Origin of the sequence: Streptomyces sp. NA04227, from assembly GCF_013364195.1 — a bacterium.
Lineage (GTDB): Bacteria > Actinomycetota > Actinomycetes > Streptomycetales > Streptomycetaceae > Streptomyces.
In genome coordinates this window covers 6,813,958-6,835,994 of sequence record NZ_CP054918.1, presented here as the reverse complement: position 1 = coordinate 6,835,994, position 22,037 = coordinate 6,813,958, and the positions used below count along the sequence as shown (strand labels likewise).

The following is a 22,037-nucleotide window of genomic DNA, read 5'->3' as shown; positions in this document are numbered from 1 at the left end:
GCGCGGGCCCCACTACTTCCCGGCCGTCCGGTTTCCGCCCCGCCCGCGTGAGGCCCTGGCACGGCTGACGGAGCCGAAGAGTTCGCGGTTGTTGAGGAAGCCCTCCAGCGCGAAGGTCGCCGCACCACGGCTGACCGCGTTCTCCGGCAGGGTGCTGAGGCGCAGGTCCACCGCGCGCAGCGGCTGCGCCAGCGCATGGCGGTCGACGGCGGCGCGCGTTCTCGCCAGCAGCGGCTCGCCGAGCTGCTCGGCGACCTGGTTGCCCAGGACCAGCACCTCGGGGTTGAGCAGGTTCACCAGGTTCGCGACCGCCGCCCCGAGATACCGGCCGGTCCGCTCCACGACCTCCTCGGCCACCGGCTCACCGTCGGCGGCCCGCCGGGCGAGCGCCCGCAGCACACCGGCCCCGTCCGGGGTGTCGAGCAACGGGTCGTCCGGGGCCACCGCCCGCAAGGTCTCGACGACCCCTCTGGTCCCTACGTACGCCTCGACGCAACCGCGACTGCCGCACCGGCAGAGCCGGCCGTCCAGTTCCAGGCAGGTGTGGCCCCACTCCCCCGCGCTGTTGGTGAAGCCCCGGTACAGCGCGCCGCCGACGGCGAAGCCCGCCCCGACGCCCGTCCGCAGTGTCACCACGACCAGGTCGTCGACCTCGCGTCCGGCGCCGAACCACATCTCCGCGACCGTGCTGGCCTTGAGCGGATTGTCGAGGTACAGCGGAATGCCGACGTGCTCGGCGAGCAGTGCGCGCAGCGGCACCTGCCGCCAGGCCCAGTACGGCGAGTACGCGGAGACTCCGCCCTCGCGCTCCACCAGACCGGGCACGCTGACTCCGGCACCGAGTACGTGCTCGGCAGGCGTGTCCGTCGCGGCGAGGACCGCGTCGATGCCCGCCGCGATCTCCTGGACCACCTGGGCGGGTTCGACGAGGTCCGGGGGCAACGGCCGTTCCTGGACGTGCAGTTCGCGCAGGGCGAGGTCGAAGAGTTCGACCCGCACCGAGGCCTCGGCCACGTCGACGCCGATCAGCGCGCCGCGTTCGGCGTTGAGGGTGAGCAGGGCGCGCGGCCGGCCGCCGCCCGAGCCCGCTCTGCCCGCCTCCACGAGGACCCCTGCCTCCAGGAGCTCCGAGGTCAGATTCGCGACGGTCGCGAAGGACAGACCGGTCGCGGTGGCCAGCTCCTGCCGCGACCGTGCCTCGTCCCCTCCGTAGAGGTGCCGGAGCACCTCGAAACGGTTCAGGCACCTGATGTCCTGTGACGTGCGACTGACCACCCGTGCCACTCCTCCGCCGTGCTCCGTCGTTGTCCGTCTCCTTGCCGCCCCGATCTTATTCGAACCCCTGGAAAATCCCTGCCGAGCGTATTTACAAGGGTTAGACGAATGGTTAGCGTGAGCGTCACGGAACGAGGAGACGACACATGCGCCACCTGAAGGCCCTTGCCTGCAGTCCGGATCCGGGGAGCCTCACCGAAGGACCGGTCTGGGACTGTCCGCGCCAGGAACTGCTCTGGGTCGACATCACCGCGGGCCTGGTGCACCGCGGCTCGCTGGTGCCGCGCGGCGACGGCGGCGGAATACCGGACGTGCTCAAGCGCGCCACGTACGCGCTCGGCGCCCCGGCGGGCGCGGTCCACCCCGGCCGCGACGGCGAGTTGGTGATCCCCGCCGGCACCGCGGTCCTGACCATGGGCTCGGACGGCTCCCTGGTGGAGATCGCCGCCCTGCCGGACGACTCCGACGGTGTCCGCAGACGGTTCAACGACGCGAAGTGCGACCCCCGCGGCCGGCTGTTCGCCGGGACCATGGCCTTCGACGCGACCCCGGGCGCGGGCACGCTGTACCGGCTCGACGACCACGGCCTGACCCCCGTCGAGAAGTCGGTGACCATCTCCAACGGCCTCGCCTGGAGCCCGGACGGCAGCCTCCTCTACTACGCGGACAGCGCGACCGGGCGGGTGGACGTCTACGACTACGACCAGGACACCGCGACGCCGAGCGGGCGTCGCCCCTTCGCCACGGTCGACGGAGGCGTGCCCGACGGGCTGACCGTCGACCGCGAGGGCAATGTCTGGGTGGCCGTCTGGGGCGCGGGAGAGGTACGCGCCTACGGCAGGGACGGCCGCGCGCACACGGTCGTCTCCGTCCCAGCCGCCCATGTTTCCAGCGTCACCTTCGCGGGCCCGCGCCTGGACACCCTCCTCATCACCACCGCCACCGAGGAACTGACCTCGGCGCAGCGGCTCCAACAGCCCGACGCGGGACGCCTGTTCGTGTGCCGCCCCGGCATCCGCGGCCTCTCGGCCGTCCCCTTCGACGGCAGCACGGCATTCGACGGCAGCACAGCAAAGGAACCCGTATGACCACGCTCGCATCCGCGCTGACCGCCACCCCGGTGGTCGCCATCCTGCGCGCCTCCTCCGCGGCCCGCTTCCCGGAAGTGGCCGACACCCTGCGCGAAGAAGGCGTCCGCGCCGTCGAGTTCACGCTCACCACCCCCGGCGCGCTGGACGCACTACGGGAGTACGCGCAGGGCCTGCCGGCCGGAGTGGCCCTCGGCGCCGGTACGGTCACCACGCCCCGGGAGGCCCAGGACGCCGTGGCCGCCGGAGCGGAGTACCTGATCACCCCCGCCACCTCGACGGAGGTCATCGCCGAGGCCAAGCGGCTCGACGTGCCCGTACTGCCCGGCGCGCTCACCCCGACCGAGATCTTCACCGCATGGCAGGCGGGCGCCACCATGGTGAAACTGTTCCCCGCCTCGGTCGGCGGCCCGTCCTACCTGCGCGCCGTCCGCGCGCCCTTCCCGCAAATCCCGCTGGTGCCCACCGGCGGCATCGCACTGGACGAGGCGCCGGCCTATCTCGCCGCCGGAGCCAAGGCCCTGGGTATGGGCGGTCCCCTGGTGGGCGACGCCTGCGAGGGCGGCGATCTGGTGGCGCTGCGCGAGCGGGCGGCCCGGCTGACCGCACTGGTGTCGGGGGCGGGCCGATGACCGGACTCGTGACCCTCGGCGAGGCGATGGCCGTGGTGGCCTCGACCGAGCCGGGCCCGCTCGCCCCGCGGACGGCGGCGCGGATCTCCTTCGCCGGGGCGGAGGCCACGGTCGCCATCGGGGTCAGCCGCCTCGGGCACCCCGCGTCCTGGATCGGTACGGTCGGCTCCGACGCGGCGGGCGCGATGATCCTCGGCGGTCTGCGCGCCGAGGGCGTCGACGTCGGATGCGCACGCCAGGAGCAGGGCCTGCCCACCGGCCTCATGCTGCGCGAGCGCCGTACCGCCGATCGCACCCTCGCCGCCTACTACCGCAGGGGGCTCGCCGGGTCACGCCTCGGGCCCGCCGACGTGGACGAGCAACTCGTCGCCGGGGCAAGGCTGTTGCACGTCACCGGGATCACGCCCGCGCTGAGCGCATCCGCGCGCGACGCCGTCCGGCACGCCGTGCGGATCGCGCGCGCGGCAAAGGTCGCCGTCTCCCTCGACGTCAACTACCGCTCGCTGCTGTGGTCCCGGGAGGAGGCCGCCGAGGAACTGCGGCCGCTGGTGGCCGAGGCGGATGTGGTCTTCGCGGGTACCGACGAGGCCTCGCTCTTCTCCACCGCCAGCACCCCGGAAGGACTCGCCGGGGCACTGGCCGCACTCGGGCCCTCCCAGGCGGTGATCAAACTCGGTGCGCAGGGCGCCCTCGCCCAGGTCGACGGCGAGGTGCACGTCCAGGACGTCGTACCGGTCACCGCCGTCGATCCCATCGGCGCCGGAGACGCCTTCGTCGCGGGATATCTGGCGGCCCAACTGAGCGGCGCCGCACCGCGCGAGCGGCTGCGCACCGCGGCGACCTGTGGCGCGTTCGCCGTCGCGGTACACGGCGACTGGGAGGGCCTGCCCCGCCGCGAGGAGCTCACCCTGCTCGCCGGTGACGACGTGCGCCGCTGACGCCCGGGTGCCCTTCCGGTCCCGTTGCCTCCGTCAATGCCGCCGCCCCGTCGCCCCGTCCGGCCGTCCGGTCGACGGAATCCCCCAACTCCCAGAACAGGGACGTCCCATGGAACGCTTCACGGGCAAGACCGCCCTTGTCACCGGTGCCGCGTCCGGTATCGGAGCAGCCACCGCCCGGCGCCTGGCCGCCGAGGGCGCGCACGTCGTCCTCTCCGACATCGCGGACGAGCCGGGCGAGACCGTGGCCGAGAAGATACGTGCCGCGGGAGGCCTCGCCACCTACGTCCACTGCGACGTCGCCGAGGAAGCCGACTGGCAGACCCTGTACGAGCGGGCGCGTGCCGTCGCCGGTCCGGTGAGTGTCGTCCACAGCAACGCCTTCATGCATCTGTCCGCGGCGGCGCACGACCTGGCACCCGTCGGGTGGGACCGCGAGATCGCGATCAACCTCACGGCGCTCCACTTCGCCGTGCGCACCTTCCTCGGCGATCTGCGCGCCACCCGCGGCTGCTTCGTCGCCACCTCCAGCGTGCACGCCAACTTCGGCCTGCCCGGCTATCCCGCCTACGCGGCGGCCAAGGGCGGCACCTGCGCCATGATCCGCCAACTCGCCGTCGAGTACGGGCCGGACGTCCGTTTCAACTGCGTACTGCCGGGCCCGATCCTCACCGAATCCTGGGACCGCGTACCGGAAGCCGACCGCCGGATGTCCGCCCGGGCAACCGCGCTCGCCAGGCTCGGCGCCGCCGAGGAAGTGGCCTCCGCGGTCGCCTTCCTGGCGTCCGACGACGCCTCGTACATCACCGGCGCCGACCTCGTCGTCGACGGCGGTTGGTCCGTCAAGAAGGAGTCCAAGTGAAGATCACGTCCCTGCGTACCCATCTCGTCGCGCCGCGCTGGTGCTTCCTGCGCATCGACACGGACGAGGGCGTCACCGGCTGGGGCGAGCCGGTCGTCGAGGGACGCGCGCACACCGTGGCGGCCGCGGTCGACGAGCTCGCCGACTATCTGATCGGCCAGGACCCGCTGCGTATCGAGGACCACTGGCAGGTCCTCACCAAGGGCGGCTTCTACCGGGGCGGGCCCATACTCTCCAGCGCGGTCGCCGGGATCGACCAGGCCCTGTGGGACATCAAGGGCAAGGTCCTGGGCGTCCCCGTCTGGCAGTTGCTCGGCGGCAACGTCCGTGACCGCGCCCGTGTCTACAGCTGGATCGGCGGCGACCGGCCCTCCGAGGTCGCCCAGGAAGCGCTGGCCCGCAAGTCCGAGGGCTTCACCGCCATCAAGATGAACGCCTCCCCGCACCTGGAGTTCATCGACACCCCGGAGGCGGTGCACGGCATCGTCGAGCGTGTCGCGAACGTACGGGAGGCCGTTGGCGACCGGTTCGACGTCGCGGTCGACTTCCACGGGCGCCTCACGCTGCCGATGGCCCGCCGGGTGCTGCCACTCCTTGAGCCGTATCTGCCGCTGTTCGTCGAGGAGCCGGTCGTCCCGGAGCTGAGTGACCACCTCGGCGAGATCGTGCGTTCCACCAGCATTCCCATCGCGACCGGCGAACGCCTCTACTCCCGCTGGGACTTCAAGAACGTCCTCACCCAGGGCGTCGCGGTCGCCCAGCCCGACCTCTCGCACGCCGGCGGCATCTCCGAGGTCCGCCGTATCGCCGCGATGGCCGAGGCCTACGACACGGCCCTCGCCCCGCACTGCCCGCTCGGCCCGATCGCCCTCGCGGCCTGCCTCCAGGTCGGCTTCGCCTCCCCCAACCTGCTGATCCAGGAACAGAGTCTGGGCATCCACTACAACACCGGCTCCGACCTGCTCGACTACCTGGTGGACCCCTCGGTCTTCCGGTACGAGGACGGGCACGTGGCACTGCTCACCGAGCCGGGCCTGGGCATCCAGGTGGACGAGAAGGCGGTGGAACGGGCGGCGGAGCTCGGCCATCGCTGGCGCAACCCGATCTGGCGGCGCAAGGACGGCTCCCTCGCGGAGTGGTGAGCCGCGCAGCACCGCACGGGCCCGGCCGGGAACGACCGCAGACGCGGCGTCCCCGGCCGGGCTCGCGCCGTATACGGAAGGCGCGCGCGCCAGGCCGCCCCGAGCCTCCGTCTCCTGCCGTGACTCCCGTGGATTCCGCGGCCGCTCATCTGCTGCACGGCTATTGACGCTGCCCTGAACGCCATGCTGAACTACGCGGAATGGTTACGTAACCATTTCGTATTTGACCTTGTTTCACCGGGATTGGTCGCGGCGTACGAGCCCCTACTGATGTGCGCCCGCCCCGAGGCCGAACCTCCCTCCCCCCTCCCCCCCTCCCCCAGTGTTCGGAGACAACGCGATGAGCCTGCCTGGCGCACCCCTGGGACGCAGACACTTCCTGACGGCCGCGGCCCTGACCGTCGGCGCGGCCACGCTGCCCGGCGGCCTGCTCCGCAGCCGGTCCGCTGCCGCCGCCCCGGCCCCAACCGCCCTTCCGGAGCGGGGAATTCACGACACCTCGGCCGCCGACGACTGGTCCGACGGTTTCGTCACCGGCAACGGTGAGTACGGCGCGCTGCTCTACGGAGCCCCCGCGCTGGAGAAGACCGTCCTCACCCACCACCGCTTCGTGCTCCCCAACGGCACCCACAACGTGAAGGCGCCCGAACTCGCGGGACGCCTGGCGGAGGTGCAGGACAAGGCGCTGGCCGGGGACTACTCCGGGGCCGCCGCCACCTTCGCGGGCGACTGGTCGCTGCGCTGGACGCAGGCCTTCCACCCCGGGTACGAACTGCGGCTGAGCACACCCGGATTCGACGCCGTCGACGACTACGTCCGCACCACCGACTTCCGCACCGGCGAGGTCACCCACTCCTGGGCCGACGGCTCGGGCACCTGGCAGCGCAGGGTCTTCGTCTCCCGCGCCGACAAGGTCGTCGTCCATCAACTGCTCCCCGCGAGCGGCGCCACCCTCGACACCACCATCGCGGTCGGCACGGACCTCCCCGACGCGCCGGACAGCGTCACCTACGAAACCCTCGCCTCGGTCACCGACGGGGACGGCTACCTCAACCTGCGCGGCACCTACCCCTCGGGCCAGGGCGCCCACGGCTACGAGGGCGTGACCCGGGTCGTGGTCACCGGCGACGGCGCCAAGGTCGCCGCCGCCGACTCCACCCTGGTCGTCACCAAGGCCGCCTCGGTCCTGCTGCTCACCAAGCTCGACCGGTACGAGAAGTCCGGCGAGTGGGACGCGGGGCCCCTGCACAAGCAACTGGCCACGCTGTCGGCCGACTACGCGGCGCTGCTCGCCCGGCACACTCCGCAGCACCGGGAACTGTTCGACGGCAGCAGCCTGGACCTCGGCGTGAGCGACGCCGACCGGAAGCTGCCGACGAGCGAACTGCTCGCGCGCCAGAACGGCAACCGCTCCACCGTCGACGTCGCCCTCCTGGAGCGGATGTACGACTCGGGCCGCTACCTGTTCGTCAGCTCCAGCGGCGTACTGCCGCCACGCCTGACCGGCCTGTGGACCGGCGCCTGGAACGGGGCCTGGGCCGACGACTTCACCACCGACGCCAACGTCAACCTCCAGGTCGCGGGCGGCAACATCCTGCACGACGGCAAGGCCATGCAGGGCTACTTCGACCTGATCCTCGGGCAGCTCGACGACTGGCGCACCAACGCGAAGAACCTCTACGGCGCCCGCGGCTTCCTCGCCCCGAGCCGCACCGACGGCGAGCACGGCCACATGCTGCACTTCAACGGCGGCGACTTCCCCGGCCAATGCTGGACCGGCGGCGCGGACTGGCTGCTCTACCCCCTTCTGGAGCACTACGAGATCACCGGCGACGCCGCGTTCCTCAAGGACAAGCTCGGCCCCGCGCTGACCGAACTCGCCCTGTTCTACGAGGACTTCCTCACCCGCACCGACTCCGACGGGAAGAAGGTGTTCGTCCCGTCCTTCTCCATGGAGAACTCGCCCTCCAACACCGGCCAGATGCTCTCCGTCAACGCCACGGGCGACATCATGGCCGCGCGGCACGCCCTGGAAGCCGCCGTCGACGCCGCGAAGACACTCAACGTCGAACAGGGTGCGGGGCAGGGTGTCTCCCGCTGGAACGCGCTCCTGGCCGACCTGCCCGACTACACGGTCAACGGCGACGGAGCACTCGCGGAGTGGTCCTGGCCCGGCCTCGACGAGCGCTACAACCACCGGCACGTACAGCACCTGTACGGCGCCTGGCCGCTGCACGAGATCAACCCCGAGGACGAGCCGGACCTGGTGGACGCCGCCGCCAAGGCCCTCGACCTGCGCGGCGACGAGAACTACTCGGCCCACGGCAGCCTGCACCGCGCGCTGGCCCGGGCCCGCCTCAAGGACGGGGCAGGCGTCTACGACAACCTGCGCAAGGTCCTCGGCAGCAACATGGTGTGGCGTTCACTGATGACGTCGCACAACCCCGACCTGCACATCTACAACAGCGACGCGGCCAACTCGCTGCCCGCGATCCTCGCCGAGGCCCTCCTCTACACCCGACCCGGCATCCTGGAACTCCTGCCCGCCCTCCCGGGCCAGTTCGCCAAGGGCGCCATCAAGGGCGTACGCGGCCGCAACCGCACCCTGGTCGAGGAGTTGAGCTGGGACACCGCGGCCCGCACCGCGACGGTCACCCTCACCTCGGACATCACCCAGGAGCTCACCCTGGTCTGCCGTCACGGCATGGCTTCCGTGTCCACGACGGTGCCGGTGGCCGCATCCCCGCTGGGACGGCACGCCAGAAAGATCTCTCTGACCGCCGGCAAGAGCACCCGGATCACCGTGGGCCTGCTGACCGGCACCGTCCGCCTGACCAACCGGGCCAGCGGCAAGGTCCTGGACGTGTCGAACGCCTCGACCCACGACGGTGCCCAGGTCATCCAGTGGCCCTGGTCCGGCGGCGGCAACCAGCGCTGGACGCTGCTCCCCAACCACGACGGCTCCTTCCGCCTGCTCAACGTCCACAGCGGCAAGGTCCTCGACAACCCGGCCGCCTCCACCACCCACGGCCAGGCACTGGACCAGTGGTCGGACACCCGCGCCCCCAACCAGTGGTGGAATCTCGTACCCGCCGAGACCGAGGGCTGCTACCAACTGGTCAATGTCTCCAGCGAGTTGTACCTGGACGTGGAGGGTGCCTCCGAGGACGACGGGGCGAAGGTCGTGCAGATGCCCGCGTCGGGCAAGGCGAGTCAGGAGTGGCGGCTGGAGGTCGGGGACTGACCCCGCCTCGGTCGCCTCGGCGCTGCGGGGCGACCAGACGGTCGGCCCCGCAGCGCTGTGACCTCCTGACCTCGGGTCGGGCGGTCACCGCGGCGGACACCGGCTTGCCCCGCCGGTGTCCGAACACAGGTGTTCTCGGACGGTGAGACCGAGCCGGTCCTCTGCGCCCCGACGCCGGGCGGCCGCCCCCGCCCGTTGCGGCTCCCCCGCCACCGCGAGACGATCACACAGTGGACGTTCCTTCCGGCGCCGGGACCCGGACTCGGCCGTGAGCGGCCCGCGCGGACCGGCTGCCGGTGGGCGTGGGAAGACCTTGGCGGGGCCGCTGACGCCGACCGGTGATCCGCTCCTGGCCACCCGGTTCCGCATTCCGGTACCGCCGGAGACGTTCCTGCGCCGGGCGCGGCTGCTCGAACGGCTCGACGAAGGGGTGCGGCGGCCCCTGACGCTGGTCAGCGGGGCGGCGGGAGCGGGCAAGACACTGCTCGTGGCCGACTGGGCGGGCACCGTGACCGCACGGAACACCGTGGCCTGGCTGTCCGTGGAGCCCGAGGACACCGCGCCGGGCGTGTTCTGGACGTACGTACTGGAGGCACTGCGCCGCCAGGCGGCGGTGAGGTACGCGGACCTCGCGGGGGGCTTCGACGACGCGGACAGCCCGGACCGCTTCGACGACGTCGGCAGTCCCGCCCGCTCCGACAAGGTGGACCACTCCCTGCTCGCGCGGCTCGCTGCGCTGCTGAACCGGCGGGCCGAGCCCGTCGTTCTCGTACTGGACGAGTTCGACCACGTCGTCTCCTCGGCGGAGATCGCGGAGGCACTGCACTTCGTGCTCCGGCACGCGGGCGGCGGACTGCGGCTGGTGATCACCAGCCGTACGGAGCCGCTGCTGCCGCTGCACCGCTACCGCGCCGCCGACGAGGCCACCGACATCCGCGACCGCGACCTCGCCTTCCGCCCCGCCGAGACGGCCGAACTGCTGCGGCGGCACGGGATCCGGCTGTCGGGGGCGGGACTCGACACGGTGGCCGAGCGGACCGGGGGCTGGGCCGCGGGGCTGCGGCTGTGCATTCTGGCGGCGCAGCGGGCCGACGACCCGGAGTCCTATCTGAAGGGCTTCGAGGCGGGGCAGAGCCGGCTCGCGGACTTCCTGCTCGCGGAGGTACTCGACGCCCAGCCCTCGGAGACCCAGGATCTGCTGCTGCGCAGCAGCGTGCTGGAACGGGTCCACCCCGGGCTGGCCGACGCGCTCACCGGCCGGGCCGACGGAGCGCCCGTCCTCGCCGGGCTCCAGCGGGCGAACGCCTTCGTCGAGGCCATCGGTGACTCCTGGTACCGGCTGCACCCGCTGTTCGCCGAGATCCTCCGGGCCCATCTGCGGGTCCGCAGCCCCGGCCTGGAACCCGAGCTGCATCACCGGGCGGCCCGGTGGCTGGGCGGGGCGGGCCTGGTCACCGAGGCGCTGCCGCACGCCGTGGACGTCGCCGACTGGGAGCTGCTCGCGCACCGCTTCGTCGACGACCTGGCGCTCGGACGGCTGCTCACGGGCGTGGACGCCGCACGGCTCGACGAGCTCTTCTCCCGTATGCCGCACGCGGCCGCGGGGCCCGCGCCGGACCTGGTGCGGGCCGCGCGCGAACTGGCCCGGCACAACGTCGGCCGGGGCCTCGGCCACCTGCGCAGGGTGCGGGAGCGGCTGCGCGCGGACGGCTCGCGCGCGTCGGCGACGGTACGGCTCGGCTGCGCGCTGCTGAGCGTCCTCGCCGCGCGGATGACGGGTGCCGCGGACCGGGCCGAGGCCGCGGCGCGGGAGATGGAGGCGGCACGGCGGGACCTGCCCGAGGAGCGTCTGGCGCGGCACCCGGAGCTGACGGCGCTGATGCTCACGGATCTCGGCTCGGCGCAGTTGTGGGCGGGTCGTTTCGAGGCGGCTCGTCGGTCCCTGGTGGCAGCGGCCCGTGTCGATGTCGCGCCCGCGACCGCGTATCCGCACCACGAGTGCCTGAGCAGACTGGCCCTGATCGATTTCCTGCGCGGCTGGCCGCGCCGCGCCGAGGCGCACGCCCTGGAGGCGGTCGCACAGGCGGAGCGTTCCGGTCTGCAGCCCGCCGCGCGGACCGGGCTCGCCGAGCTGGTCCGGGCGGCCGTCGCCATCGACCGGGACGAACTCGTTGCCGCCGGTGCCCATCTCGACCGGGCCGCGGCCTCCGCCGCAGCGCCGCACGACCCCATCGTGACCGCCGAACTGCCGCTGTTGCGCTCGCGGCTGCGCCTGGCGCAGGGCGATCCGCGCGGGGCGCTGCACGCGCTGGATGTGCTGGAGCAGCCCTCGCCGGTGGTCCGGCGCTCACCGTGGGTGGAGGACCGGATCGCGCTCGCCACGTTCACGGCGCACCGTGCCGGGGGCCGCCGGGAGGCCGCGGCGCGGGTCCTGCACGGCGGCGCGGCCGGACCGCAGACGGCCCTGGCCGCCGCCCACGCCGGTCTCGGCGACGGCGAACGCGAGGAGGCCCTGCGGCTGCTCGACTCGATCCCCTCGGAACCGGGGCAGGGGCCGAAGGTCACCGTGGCGACACTGCTCGTACGGGCGCGGGCGGCCGACGCGCTGGACGACGAGTACACGGCCGGGCGGCTCGTCGCACGAGCCCTCGCACTGGCCCGGCCCGAACGGCTGCGGCGCCCCTTCCTCGACGCGGGCCCCTGGCTGGTACGGCTGATGCGCCGAAGCCCCTCCCTCGGCCAAGGGCACGACTGGCTGCCGGAGTCGGTCACGGGGCACCCTCCCCGGAGCACACCGGGAAGCCGCGAAGAGAGCGTCCCCACCGAGACCCTCACCCCACGCGAACACGAAGTGCTGTGTCTGCTGGCCCGGTTGCTGTCGGTCGAGGAGATCGCCGCCGAACTGCATCTGTCGGTCAACACGGTCAAGACGCACCTCAAGAACGTCTACCGGAAGCTCGCCGCGACCCGGCGCAACGAGGCCGTACGCCGAGCCCGCGAGCTGGACCTGCTGTAGGCCGCCTCCGCGAAGTCCCGTACCGGCGACCACCGCACACCTCACTCGGCGAGCTGCCGCAGTTCCACCACGCGCAGCCCCAGCGAACGACAGCGGTTGAGCAGGCCGTACAGATGGGCCTCGTCGATGATCTGGCCGACGAGCACCGTCTGGTCCGGTTCGACGAAGCGGCGCAGCTCCGGGAAGGCCTGGGCCAACGTGTCGGACATGACCCCGTCGATACGGATCTCGTACCGCATACGTCGACTCCCCTCACGGTCCCCGAGGCCCCGCCCGCGTGGCCCTCAGGCGGCCAGGACTCGCGACTTGGCCTTCTCGTACTCGGTGTCCGTCAGATGGCCGTGATCGTGCAGCCCGGCGAGCTGGGCGAGTTCCTCCGCCTGTGTGGGGCCGCCGGCCCCCTCTGCGGCCGCCTCTTGTATGTAGGTGCGCAACGCCCGCTCATTGGCCTGCACCTCGCGCGCCTCGCGGCGGCCCATGCCCTTCCCCCGCGCGCCCAGGTAGACGAAGGCGCCCAGGAACGGCAGCACACAGACGAAGAGCATCCAGCCCGCCTTGCCCCAGCCGCTGAGCCTGTCGTCCCGGACGATGTCGGCGATCACGCGGAACAGGAGCATGAACCACAGGATCCACAGAAAGAACCAGAGCATGGTCAGGAATCCGTTGAGCAGGGGATAGTCGTCCATGACGGCCTCCGCTTCACGAGCCCGCCCACCCGGGTGCCGCTCGGGCACCGGCTTCGGTGTGCGGGGGTAGGGGTCGGTGGTTGACGAGGTCAGCGTGCGCCGGGCGGGAGCGCCGGGGGCTCACCCGGCACGGGTGAGGCGCCGCTGCCGGGCGACCGGGGTGCCTCCGCGACCGGCGCGGAGGCACTGCGGAGCGGTAGCGGTCTGTGCCCTCAGGCCAGGATGAGCACGATGAAGACGAGCGCGACCACGATGTTGATCAGCCAGCTGTGCCCGTACATCCAATCCCTGATCCTCGGCATGGCGTGCTCCGCGCGGCGCCGGAAGAGCAGGTAGGCCAGGAGCGGCAGTGCGGCGATGAGGACGGTCAGGCCGATCAGCGGGAGCGCCTCGGCGAAGTTCGCGTCGGCCTGTTCCAGGTGAACGCCGACGGTCGCCATCACCACCAGGTCCGAGGGCATCAGCAGGATGACCATCAGGCCGATCTCGAACGCCCGCCGGGGCGAGGCGTTCATCAACGTGCCGAGCCAGGCCGGGGGCTTCGCCGTCGCACGTCCGCGCCAGTTCCGGATCGCCATCAGGACCAGGAGGCCGACAAGCACGTACTGCACGATGTGCCCCACCGACCCCGCGTCCGAGGAGCCGCCGAGGTCCACGGCCGAGCCCAGCAGGGACGCGAGGCCGCGCATGACCGCGAGGCCCGCCGTGGTGGCCAGGGCGACGCCGAGCAGGAAGGCCAGGGAGACCCGGACCGCTCGGCGCACGGTCACGAAGATGATCGCCGAGACGATCTGCGGTCCCATCATCATCGTGACCGCGAGCGGCAGAGTCCTCAGCCCGTCCATGGTCGCGCCGACCCGTCAGGAGTCCGAGGGCCGGACCACACAGAGCGCCCAGATGACGAACGCGTAAATGGCCATCAGCGCCAGTGACCACACCGGGTAGTACGGAATGGACAGGAAGCTGGCGATGAGCAGCAACGCCGCCAGGCCCACGGCCAGGACTCTGGCCCAGGTGGCCAGCGAGAACAGCCCCAGGCTCACGATCACGGCGAGTGCGCCGAGAATGAGCTGGATCCAGCCCCAGCCGGTGAGGTCGAACTGGAAGACATAGTCGGGGGTGCTCACGAAGACCTTGTCCTCGGCGATGGCCATGATGCCGCGGAGAAGGTCGAGGACACCCGCGACGAACAGCATCACGGCGGCGAACAGGGTCAGCCCGAAGGCGGCTGGGCTGCCCGAATGCTGGTGCGGCTTGGCAGTGGCGGTCATGGAGGCACCTCCAGTCGCTTCGGCTGCCGGAACACAGCCTCTCGGGACCAAGGCTCGCCGCCCCGGGCGGTCCGCGTCCTCACCCGGGGCGGGTGAGCGCGCAGGCGCGCACCGGGGGCGAGCGCCGATCGCCCGGGCCGCGGGCGGCGGGCTGTCCCGTACGGCTCACCACGGCGGCGGACAGGGCGCGGCCGCTGGAGCGACGCAGGTCAGCCCAGGCGGCGGAGTGCCTTGGACCAAGGGGCGGGGCGCACGCGGAGCACCCGGCGCAGAGTCTTCACAATCGCGCGCCCGCGTTCACGCCCCGCACATTCGCCAATATCTGGCAATGACCCCACCGGGCGCTTTAACAATTCCCCGCCCATGAGTTAGGCCACTGAGCATTCATTTCCTCTTCAATATTTCGTTGCAAAATTTATCGCGAGATTTGTCATATCGTCCGACTCTTCACGAACAGACAACGCATTCTGCTTGCGAAACGCCGCTGACCAGCAAGTTTGCGTAGGAGAGTGAAACCTTGTGAACCGCCCGTGACCGCACAGCATTTACGTCCGTTTCACACGGCGTCAGAGCCTCGGGCGGGGCAAGCCGCCTGAGGACCCAGGAAAGGAAAAGCATGAACGCGATCACCTTCGAGGAGCTGGACGGCCTTACCGGCGAGCTCCTGCCCGAGCGCGCTGTCCTGTCCACCGTCATTCCGTTCAACAACGTTGGCGGCGGCGCGGACGGCGGCTCGAGCTCCAGCGCTGCTGCCGTTGGCGGCGGCCACGGCGACGGCGGCGGCGCCATCTCCACCTCGGCGTGCCAGGCTCAGCAGGTTCACGGAACCCCGGGCCTCATCGGCGCCCTGGGCCTCGGCTCGAACAACCCGAGCAACAGCCTCACCTGCGTGCCGGCCGCCACGGCCACGCACTGACGGTCCTCTTGAAACCGGGGAAGGCACGACGGCGACGTCGGGCCTTCCCCGGCCCCGTTGGGACCGACTTCGGTCCCAACACCTCATGACCCACTGGAATCAGAGGAACTCCACATGACCGCCGTGAGCTACGGAGAACTCGAGTCGCTGGACTGCGAGTTGCTCCCCCCGCGGGTTCTTCTCTCACTTGTCGACCTGGGCTTCGACGGCCCCGGCCACGCCACGCCCGGCTCCGACTCGCCGACGCCGGAAGGAGGTGGCCAGGGCGACACCAACACCACGGTGTCCTACGCCTGCCAGGCGACCACCACTCAGGGCACCGGCGGTCTCATCGGGGCCCTGGGTCTCGGCCAGCCGCCGAGCAGCACCATCACCTGTGTACCCGCAGCAGTAACCAGCAACTGACGGTTGCTCACCGGCCCCCGCGGCGATGAACGCGGGCCTGACAGCATGTAGTTGACGGCGTCCGTCGACCCCGCACCGAGCAGCGCCTCGGGCCACGGGTCGTAACGGACCCGGGGGCCGGATCGCATGCGCTTGCCCGAAGCCCCCTTCCTTCCGAGGCGTGAGGCTCTTCACCGGGGCCCGTTCGCGTCGATGCCGTGTGCGCGCCCGCGTCTGCGCCGACCCACCGTTACCGTTGGAGATCGCCATCGCCACGCGAGCGCCCAGTCCCCCGAACACGCGGCCCGCCGCCCTTCCTGTACCGGGACTGACCGAAGGCACCGAACTGGTCGGCGAGTTCACCGGTTCCGGGTACCGCGTCCCGCCCCATCTGGTGCACCGTTTCGACGGGCAGGTCATTCATCTGCCGCCGCTGCTGTACCAGGTCACCAAACTGATCGGGCGCGAGGAACGGCGGCACCTGCGGACGGGCTCGGGCGACGGGCGTACGGCGATGGCGCAGGTGGCCGCTCAGCTCGGCCGGGCCACGGGGCGCGAGTTCACCGCCGACCACATCGTCTTCCTGATGGACAAGAAGTTGGCGCCGTTGGGGATCACGCGGTACAGCGACGGTTCGCCGCCGGAGATTCCGAAGGCGAACAGTTTCCTGACCCTGCGGTTCCGTAAAGCGGTGCTCTCCGAGCGGGCGACGTGGTTCATCGCGGGCCTGTTCGCCTGGCTGTTCACACCACTGGTACTGATGGCGGTCGTGGCCACGGTCTTGGTCGGCGAGGTGTGGGTGTTCCTCTCCCAGGACGTCGGCACCGCGGTCGCGACCTCGATGGCCAGCCCCAACTCCGTACTCATCGTGGTCACCCTGACCCTGACCTCCTCCGCCTTCCACGAATGCGGCCACGCCGCCGCCTGCCGCTACGGCAAAGTCAAACCCGGCGTCATGGGCTGCGGCATCTACCTCGTCTGGCCCGCCTTCTACACCGACGTCACCAACTCCTACCGCCTGGGCCGCGCCGGACGCCTACGCACCGACCTCGGCGGCGTCTACTTCAACGGGATCTTCGTCCTCGCCCTCATCGCCGCCTACCTCAACACCCACAACCCCGTCATCCTCGCCGCCATCCTCTTCACCAACCTCGAGATGGCCCAACAACTCCTGCCCACCCTCCGCTTCGACGGCTACTACATCGTCTCCGACCTCGTCGGCATCCCCGACCTCTTCAAATACATCGGCCCCATCCTCAAACACGCCGTCCTGCGCAAACCCGCCGACGCCCGCCTCGACGCCCTCAAACGCTGGCCCCAAATCGTCGTCACCGTCTGGGTCCTCACCGTCCTGCCCGCCCTCGCCGTCCAACTCGCCATCGTCCTCACCCGCCTGCCCCAATGGACAGCCTCAGCCCTGGACTCCACCCACAACCTCGCCGACGAAGCACTCAACAACCCCCACCCCGTCCTCGGCGTCGCCTCCGCCCTCCTGCAGATCATCCTGCTCCTGCTCCCCCTCGTCGGCGTCCTCCTCATCTGCTGGCAACTCCTCAGCTCCCTCCTCGGCTTCCTCATCCGCCGCTACGTCCCCGAGAAGACCCGGGCCGCGTTCGCCGCACGCCTCACCCGCCGACGCCGCCGCGCCGCCTTCCTCACCCTGGCCCTCGCCGCCGCCCTCGCCCTCATCGCCTGGGCCCTGATCCCCTCACCACAGCCGACCACCGCACACCGCCCCACCCGCACCACCACCCCCACACCCGCACCCAGCCCCACCCACCCCCACGACACCAAACCCGCACCCCAGGACGGCAAGGCCGCTCCGGCCACCGCCTCTCCCTCGCCGGAAGCCGCCGAGGAAGCGGCCACGGACGATGACGGGGCCCACCGGGAGAAGGGACGGAGCGGTCCCCAGTCCCGTACGGAGCCCTCCGAGCCGTCCGACGACAGGCCCGCCGACTCGGCGCCGCCCCGCGACGAGAACACCGACACGGAATCGGACCGGCCCGCGAACCCGGACCAGGGCAAGGGCGAGCGCAAGGGTGAGCACAAGGACGCCGACAAGGGTGACGGCACGGGCGACGGCAAGTCCGGCGAGAAGCCCTGTACGACGGTGCTCGACCTGCCGCTCGGCCCGCTGCTCTGCCGCTGACCCGCTGACCCGCTGCCGCCGTCAGCCCGCCCCGCCCTCCGGGTCGTCTTCCGAGGTGTCCTCCGGAATGCTCTGCTCGGTCCAGATGGTCTTGCCCGAGTCGCCGTAGCGGCTGCCCCACCGGTGGGTGAGCTGGGCGACGAGGAACAGGCCGCGGCCGCCCTCGTCCGTACTGCGTGCCTGGCGCAACCGGGGCTGGCTGTTGCTGGTGTCGGTGACCTCGCAGACGAGGACCTGGTCGCGGATGAGGCGCAGACCGACGGGGCCCTCCGCGTGGCGGACGACATTGGTGACCAGTTCGCTGACGACCAGTTCGGTGCTGAACGCGAGTGCGTTCAGTCCCCAGACGTCGAGTTGCCCGAGCGCCGCCTCCCGGGCCTCGGCGACGGCGACGGGCTCCGGCGGGAACTGCCAGGCAGCGGTGTCCTGTTGGCGGATCCGGCGGGTGCGCGCGAGCAGCAGGGTCACATCGTCCTGGCGGCGGGTGGCCGCGCGTACCGGGGCGAGGAGGCGGTCCCCGATCTCCCGCAGGGACCGCTCGTGACCGTCCGCGGCGGCCAGCTGACTCAGCAGGTCGGCGCCGCCGGGTCCGGGCCGTCCGTGCAGGTAGTCGGTGAATCCGTCGCTGTACATCATGAGCACGCTGCCCGGGGCGAGTTCGGCCTCCGTGACCTCGAAGGGCATACCGCCGACGCCGAGGGTCGGCCCTGGTTCGACGTCGAGCAGGCGCACCGTTCCGTCGGGGGCGACGGCCGCGGGCGCGGGGTGTCCGGCGCTCGCCAGCCGGCAGCGGCCGGTGGCCGGGTCGTAGACGACGTAGAGGCAGGAGGCGCCGACGGTGTCGGAGTGCTCGGCCTCCTCCGCGATGCGGGCCATCAAGTCGTCGACTCTGACGAGCAGTTCGTCGGGGTGCAGGTCGAGGTCGGACAGTGTCTGCACGGCCGTACGGACCCGGGCCATGGTGGCGGTGGCGGCGAGGCCGTGCCCGATCACGTCGCCCACCACGAAGGCGGTACGGAGCGAGGACAGCGGCAGTACGTCGAACCAGTCGCCGCCGACGCTGGCGGTTCCGGCCGCGGGCAGGTAGCTGCCCGCGGTGTCGGCGGCGGGTGTGCTGGAGGTGACGGGCGGCAGCAGGCTCTGCTGGAGCAGCACGGCGAGGTTGTGTTCACGGGTGTAGCGGCGGGCGGTGTCCATGCTCAGGGCGGCCCGCGCGACGATGTCGAGGAAGAGCCGGGCGTCCTCCTCCTCGAAGCCGAGCGGGGTACGGGTGCGCTGCACCTGGACGTAACCGAGCAGGCGCCCGCGCGCCAGCAGAACGGCGCCCATCCCGGTGTGCATGTCCGCGGGGATCATGCCCGCGCTCTCCGCGGTTCCGCCGAGGAGCTCGACATGCTCGGCGCGGCTGCGCGTGATCAGCGCTTCGCCCGCCTCCATCTCGCGCAGCGCGGGGCCCGATACGAGGCGTGGCAGGCGCTCGCCCGGCTGCAGCAGTTCGGTCGGCCAGGGTCCGAAGGCGTGGGCCACGGCGATCCGGCGTACCTGGATGTCGGTGCCGATCGCGCGGGCGGGCGGCTCGGCGCCACGGGCCACGGCATCCACGATCTCCACGCTTGCCAGGTCGGCGAGTTCGGGCACCAGGACGTCGACCAGGTCCTGGGCGGTCCGGTCCAGGTCGAGGGAACTGCCCATGCCGCGGGCCGCGCGGTGGAGATGGTCCAGACGGCGGCGGGCCCGGAACCGTCCGGTGACGTCGACGAGTGAGGTGGTGACGCCGGTGGCGCGGCCCGCGTGGTCGTCGAGCCGGACGGCGGTCAGCGAGAAGTAGCGGTCCGCCTCACCGGGCCGGTTCGCGAGCAGCACCCCGGCGTCCACCACCGGCTCGCCGCTGGTCACGAGCCCGTGCAGCAGGTCACCGACGGTGCCCTCCCGCTCCAGGGCGCCGACCTCGCAGATCGGGTCCGTCTCCGCCGTCGGTGTCCGGCCCGCGCGGCGCGCCTGCGGGCTGGACTGCCGGATCCGCAGATCCAGGTCGTGCACGGCGACCTGCCAACTGTCCTGGGTGAGCAGGGCGCGGCCGGTCGCGGTCTCGTCGCTCCACCGGGCCGTCTGCTCCTCGGTGAGCCCGAGCACCAGCGTGCCCGCCCCGCCCGCGAGCGGTATCGGCAGGGCCCAGATCCCCACCGCGGCGCCGGTGCGGTGCCGCAGCCACAGATGACGCAGCCCCGGCGGGCCGCCGTCCGGCCGCTGGTGCCCGGGTGGCCGGGGCAGCAGCAGACGGCGGGCCGGCATGCCGCCGAGTTCCTCGTCCGGGTAGCCGAGCAGTTCGGCGGCCGAGGCGGTCCACTGCCTGAGGCAGCCCCAGGCGTCGACGAGCACCGCGCCCGCGCCATTGAGCGGCGCCGGCGGCCCGGGCGCATCGGCTGCGGAACTGCGGCTCATGCGATCACTCCTGAACAGGCGGGCACGCCGCTACAGGCGCCGCAGCGCGGGCAGCAGTTCGCGGCGGGCCCAGTCGAGGAAGGCGGGCTGTGTGTCACCCCCGATCTGAATCAGGGCGACCTCGGTGAACCCGGCCCGGACGTACGGGCGTACGGCCTCCACAAAGAGATCCACGTCGTCGCCGCAGGGGATGGACTTCGCGACGTCCTCCTCACGTACGAATTGGGTGGCCCCCGCGAAGGCTTCCGTGGTGGGCAGTTCGGAGTTGACCTTCCAGCCGCCACCGAACCAGCGGAACTGTGCGTGGGCGCGCTTGACGGCGGTGTCCCGGTCGGGGTCGTAGGCGATCGGCAGCTGACCGACTCGCGGCTTGCCCTCGCCGCCGAACCGCTCGAAGGCGCGCACGAGTTCGGGCTTCGGCTCGACCGCGATCAGCAAGTCGCCGAGTTCACCGGCCAGTTCGCAGGAGGCGTTGCCGGAGGCCGCGATGCCGATCGGGGGCGGCTCCTCGGGGCGGTCCCACAGGGTCGCGGACTCCACGTCGTAGTGCGGGCCGTGGTGGTTGAGGGTGCCGCCCGCGAAGAGCTGCCGGATGATCTGTACGGCCTCGGCGAGTTTCTCCTGTCGCTCCACGACACCGGGCCAACCTCCGCCCACCACATGCTCGTTGAGGTTCTCGCCGGAGCCGAGCCCGAGGCGGAACCGGCCCTGGGAGAGGAGTTGGAGGGTGGCGGCCTTCTGTGCCACGACGGCGGGGTGGTAACGCGTGGTCGGGCAGGTCACGTAGGTCATCAGCGGCAGGCGTGAGGTGGCCTGCGCGGCGGCGCCGAGGACGGTCCAGGCGTAGGGGGCGTGTCCCTGCTCGGCGAGCCAGGGTGAGTAGTGGTCGGAGGTGACGGAGAAGTCGAATCCGGCCTCCTCGGCCTGTACCGCGTGCGCGACGAGCTCACGCGGCCCGGCCTGCTCGGTCAGCATCGTGTAGCCAAAGTCCGCCATGTCCCTCTCCAGAAGTCCGTACGGTCGTTGACGTGCAGCCCGTCGCTCTCCTCGATGGCCGCCGTGGTCGGCGCGGCCAACTCCAGCGCCTCACCCAGGAGTTCCTCGCCGCGCAGCGCCGTCTCCCCGAGCAGCGCCACCACTTCCGGATCGGCGCCCCGGGTCTGTATGTGCGCCGGTGGGCCGAAGGCCGGTTGGTCCTCGTCGCGGTACCGGTTGAGCGCTTCGAACACCGGGGCCCTGCGGTGGTCCATCGTCTTGGCCGCCGCTGTCGGCTCCGTCGTCGTCATCAACTCCTTGGACTTCGTCATCTTCCTCGTCTCGTCGTCTCGTCGTCTTCGTCGTCTCGTCGTCTTCGTCGCCTGTGTCGCCTGTGTCGCCTTCAATTGCCGTTGTCGTTGTGGCCGGTCCGGTACGGGCGGGGGGCAGGTGGCGGCGAGGGCGGTTTCTCGGGTGGCGGGACCGGCCCCGGGTCGGGGTCCGGTCCCGGCGGTACCGGATGGGGGTCGGGGCGCGGCGGCCCCGTACCCGGGTCCGGGGTGGGCAACGGGCCCGGGCCTGGCCCCGGCTCGGGCCCGTCGGGCACCGGTTTCGGCGGTGACGGCGGTGTCGGCTCGGGCCGGGTGGGCCCGGGGCGGCCGGGACGGTGCGGAGTCGGTGCTTGTCCTTCCGGCACGTGTCCTCCAGGAGCTCTGCGGCGGGCCGTTGGGGCCGTGGGCGGCAGCCACTGCGGGACCGACGGGCATCGGCGGACGCCCGGGACCCGCGCCGAAGGCCTCCTTTCCACCGTCGCATGCCCGTCCGGCCCTCGCAGTCGGGCGGGCGCGGGACGGCGGGGCCGTGGAGCGGGACAACCGCCCCCGCCTGCACGTCGGCAGAGAACACCGGATTCGCCGTGCGAGGGCGGCCCCCGGTCCTGCACCATCGAAGGGCGGGTACGACACGACGGGTACGACAACAACGGTCCGGCAGGGCGGACCCGGGCGCGCCCCC

General features: G+C 71.8%; 18 protein-coding genes. 10 read left to right on the top strand and 8 right to left on the bottom strand.

The window, feature by feature from the left end; all coding sequences use genetic code 11:
• Positions 1-12: 12 nt before the first annotated feature.
• Positions 13-1,275 carry an ROK family protein gene (locus HUT18_RS28855; RefSeq protein ID WP_176103459.1) on the bottom strand — a complete coding sequence of 421 codons (1,263 nt, stop codon included), beginning with the start codon at positions 1,273-1,275 and terminating at the stop codon, positions 13-15.
• A 146-nt stretch (positions 1,276-1,421) separates the two neighbouring features.
• On the opposite strand from HUT18_RS28855, the gene HUT18_RS28850 reads away from it, so the two are divergent.
• The 7 genes from HUT18_RS28850 (at position 1,422) to HUT18_RS28820 (ending at position 12,197) form a co-directional block, all read left to right on the top strand.
• Entirely contained in the window at positions 1,422-2,363 is a 942-nt protein-coding gene (locus tag HUT18_RS28850) for an SMP-30/gluconolactonase/LRE family protein (RefSeq protein ID WP_176103458.1), read from the top strand.
• Positions 2,360-2,995 (top strand): bifunctional 4-hydroxy-2-oxoglutarate aldolase/2-dehydro-3-deoxy-phosphogluconate aldolase, encoded by a 636-nt coding sequence (locus HUT18_RS28845; RefSeq protein WP_176103457.1) that lies wholly within the window; start codon positions 2,360-2,362, stop codon positions 2,993-2,995. Before HUT18_RS28850 ends, HUT18_RS28845 begins: the two co-directional genes overlap by 4 nt.
• Complete coding sequence (locus tag HUT18_RS28840; protein ID WP_176103456.1) at positions 2,992-3,933, top strand: sugar kinase; 942 nt, start codon at positions 2,992-2,994, stop codon at positions 3,931-3,933. Before HUT18_RS28845 ends, HUT18_RS28840 begins: the two co-directional genes overlap by 4 nt.
• Positions 3,934-4,042: 109 nt before the next feature.
• The gene (locus tag HUT18_RS28835) at positions 4,043-4,795 is read left to right on the top strand and encodes an SDR family NAD(P)-dependent oxidoreductase (protein ID WP_176103455.1); all 753 of its coding nucleotides are present in this window, start codon (positions 4,043-4,045) and stop codon (positions 4,793-4,795) included.
• Positions 4,792-5,937, top strand: a complete 1,146-nt coding sequence (gene dgoD / locus HUT18_RS28830; protein WP_176103454.1) for a galactonate dehydratase — start codon at positions 4,792-4,794, stop codon at positions 5,935-5,937. Before HUT18_RS28835 ends, dgoD begins: the two co-directional genes overlap by 4 nt.
• A 340-nt stretch (positions 5,938-6,277) precedes the next feature.
• Positions 6,278-9,181 (top strand): RICIN domain-containing protein, encoded by a 2,904-nt coding sequence (locus HUT18_RS28825; protein ID WP_176103453.1) that lies wholly within the window; start codon positions 6,278-6,280, stop codon positions 9,179-9,181.
• A 313-nt stretch (positions 9,182-9,494) separates the two neighbouring features.
• The gene (locus HUT18_RS28820) at positions 9,495-12,197 is read left to right on the top strand and encodes a LuxR C-terminal-related transcriptional regulator (RefSeq protein WP_254878851.1); all 2,703 of its coding nucleotides are present in this window, start codon (positions 9,495-9,497) and stop codon (positions 12,195-12,197) included.
• Positions 12,198-12,238: 41 nt separating this feature from the next.
• Here the strand turns inward: HUT18_RS28820 and HUT18_RS28815 are convergent, their stop codons facing one another.
• The 4 genes from HUT18_RS28815 to HUT18_RS28800 form a co-directional block, all read right to left on the bottom strand.
• Positions 12,239-12,436: a hypothetical protein gene (locus HUT18_RS28815; protein ID WP_176103452.1), complete on the bottom strand. Its 198-nt coding sequence runs from the start codon at positions 12,434-12,436 to the stop codon at positions 12,239-12,241.
• Between the two features lie 45 nt (positions 12,437-12,481).
• Positions 12,482-12,883, bottom strand: a complete 402-nt coding sequence (locus tag HUT18_RS28810) for a PLD nuclease N-terminal domain-containing protein (RefSeq protein WP_176103451.1) — start codon at positions 12,881-12,883, stop codon at positions 12,482-12,484.
• A 212-nt stretch (positions 12,884-13,095) separates the two neighbouring features.
• Positions 13,096-13,728 (bottom strand): GAP family protein, encoded by a 633-nt coding sequence (locus tag HUT18_RS28805; protein ID WP_176103450.1) that lies wholly within the window; start codon positions 13,726-13,728, stop codon positions 13,096-13,098.
• A gap of 15 nt (positions 13,729-13,743) precedes the next feature.
• Positions 13,744-14,154 (bottom strand): hypothetical protein, encoded by a 411-nt coding sequence (locus HUT18_RS28800; RefSeq protein WP_176103449.1) that lies wholly within the window; start codon positions 14,152-14,154, stop codon positions 13,744-13,746.
• Positions 14,155-14,770: 616 nt separating this feature from the next.
• Here HUT18_RS28800 and HUT18_RS28795 point away from each other — a divergent pair.
• The 3 genes from HUT18_RS28795 to HUT18_RS28785 all read left to right on the top strand — a co-directional run bounded on the left by HUT18_RS28795 (position 14,771) and on the right by HUT18_RS28785 (position 17,606).
• Positions 14,771-15,070 (top strand): hypothetical protein, encoded by a 300-nt coding sequence (locus tag HUT18_RS28795; RefSeq protein WP_176103448.1) that lies wholly within the window; start codon positions 14,771-14,773, stop codon positions 15,068-15,070.
• A gap of 114 nt (positions 15,071-15,184) precedes the next feature.
• Complete coding sequence (locus HUT18_RS28790) at positions 15,185-15,475, top strand: hypothetical protein (RefSeq protein WP_176103447.1); 291 nt, start codon at positions 15,185-15,187, stop codon at positions 15,473-15,475.
• A gap of 235 nt (positions 15,476-15,710) precedes the next feature.
• Positions 15,711-17,606 (top strand): hypothetical protein, encoded by a 1,896-nt coding sequence (locus HUT18_RS28785; RefSeq protein ID WP_176103446.1) that lies wholly within the window; start codon positions 15,711-15,713, stop codon positions 17,604-17,606.
• Between the two features lie 21 nt (positions 17,607-17,627).
• Here the strand turns inward: HUT18_RS28785 and HUT18_RS28780 are convergent, their stop codons facing one another.
• Genes HUT18_RS28780 through HUT18_RS34015 form a run of 3 tightly spaced genes read right to left on the bottom strand, consistent with a single transcriptional unit; the run spans position 17,628 to position 21,355 of the window.
• A complete protein-coding gene (locus tag HUT18_RS28780; protein ID WP_176103445.1) occupies positions 17,628-20,048 on the bottom strand; it encodes an ATP-binding SpoIIE family protein phosphatase in 2,421 nt (806 codons plus the stop codon).
• A 30-nt stretch (positions 20,049-20,078) separates the two neighbouring features.
• Positions 20,079-21,044, bottom strand: coding sequence for an LLM class F420-dependent oxidoreductase (locus HUT18_RS28775; protein WP_176103444.1), 966 nt, complete (start codon positions 21,042-21,044; stop codon positions 20,079-20,081).
• Positions 21,017-21,355, bottom strand: coding sequence for a hypothetical protein (locus HUT18_RS34015; protein ID WP_254878850.1), 339 nt, complete (start codon positions 21,353-21,355; stop codon positions 21,017-21,019). The genes HUT18_RS28775 and HUT18_RS34015 overlap by 28 nt, the downstream gene beginning before the upstream one ends.
• Positions 21,356-22,037 lie beyond the last annotated feature (682 nt).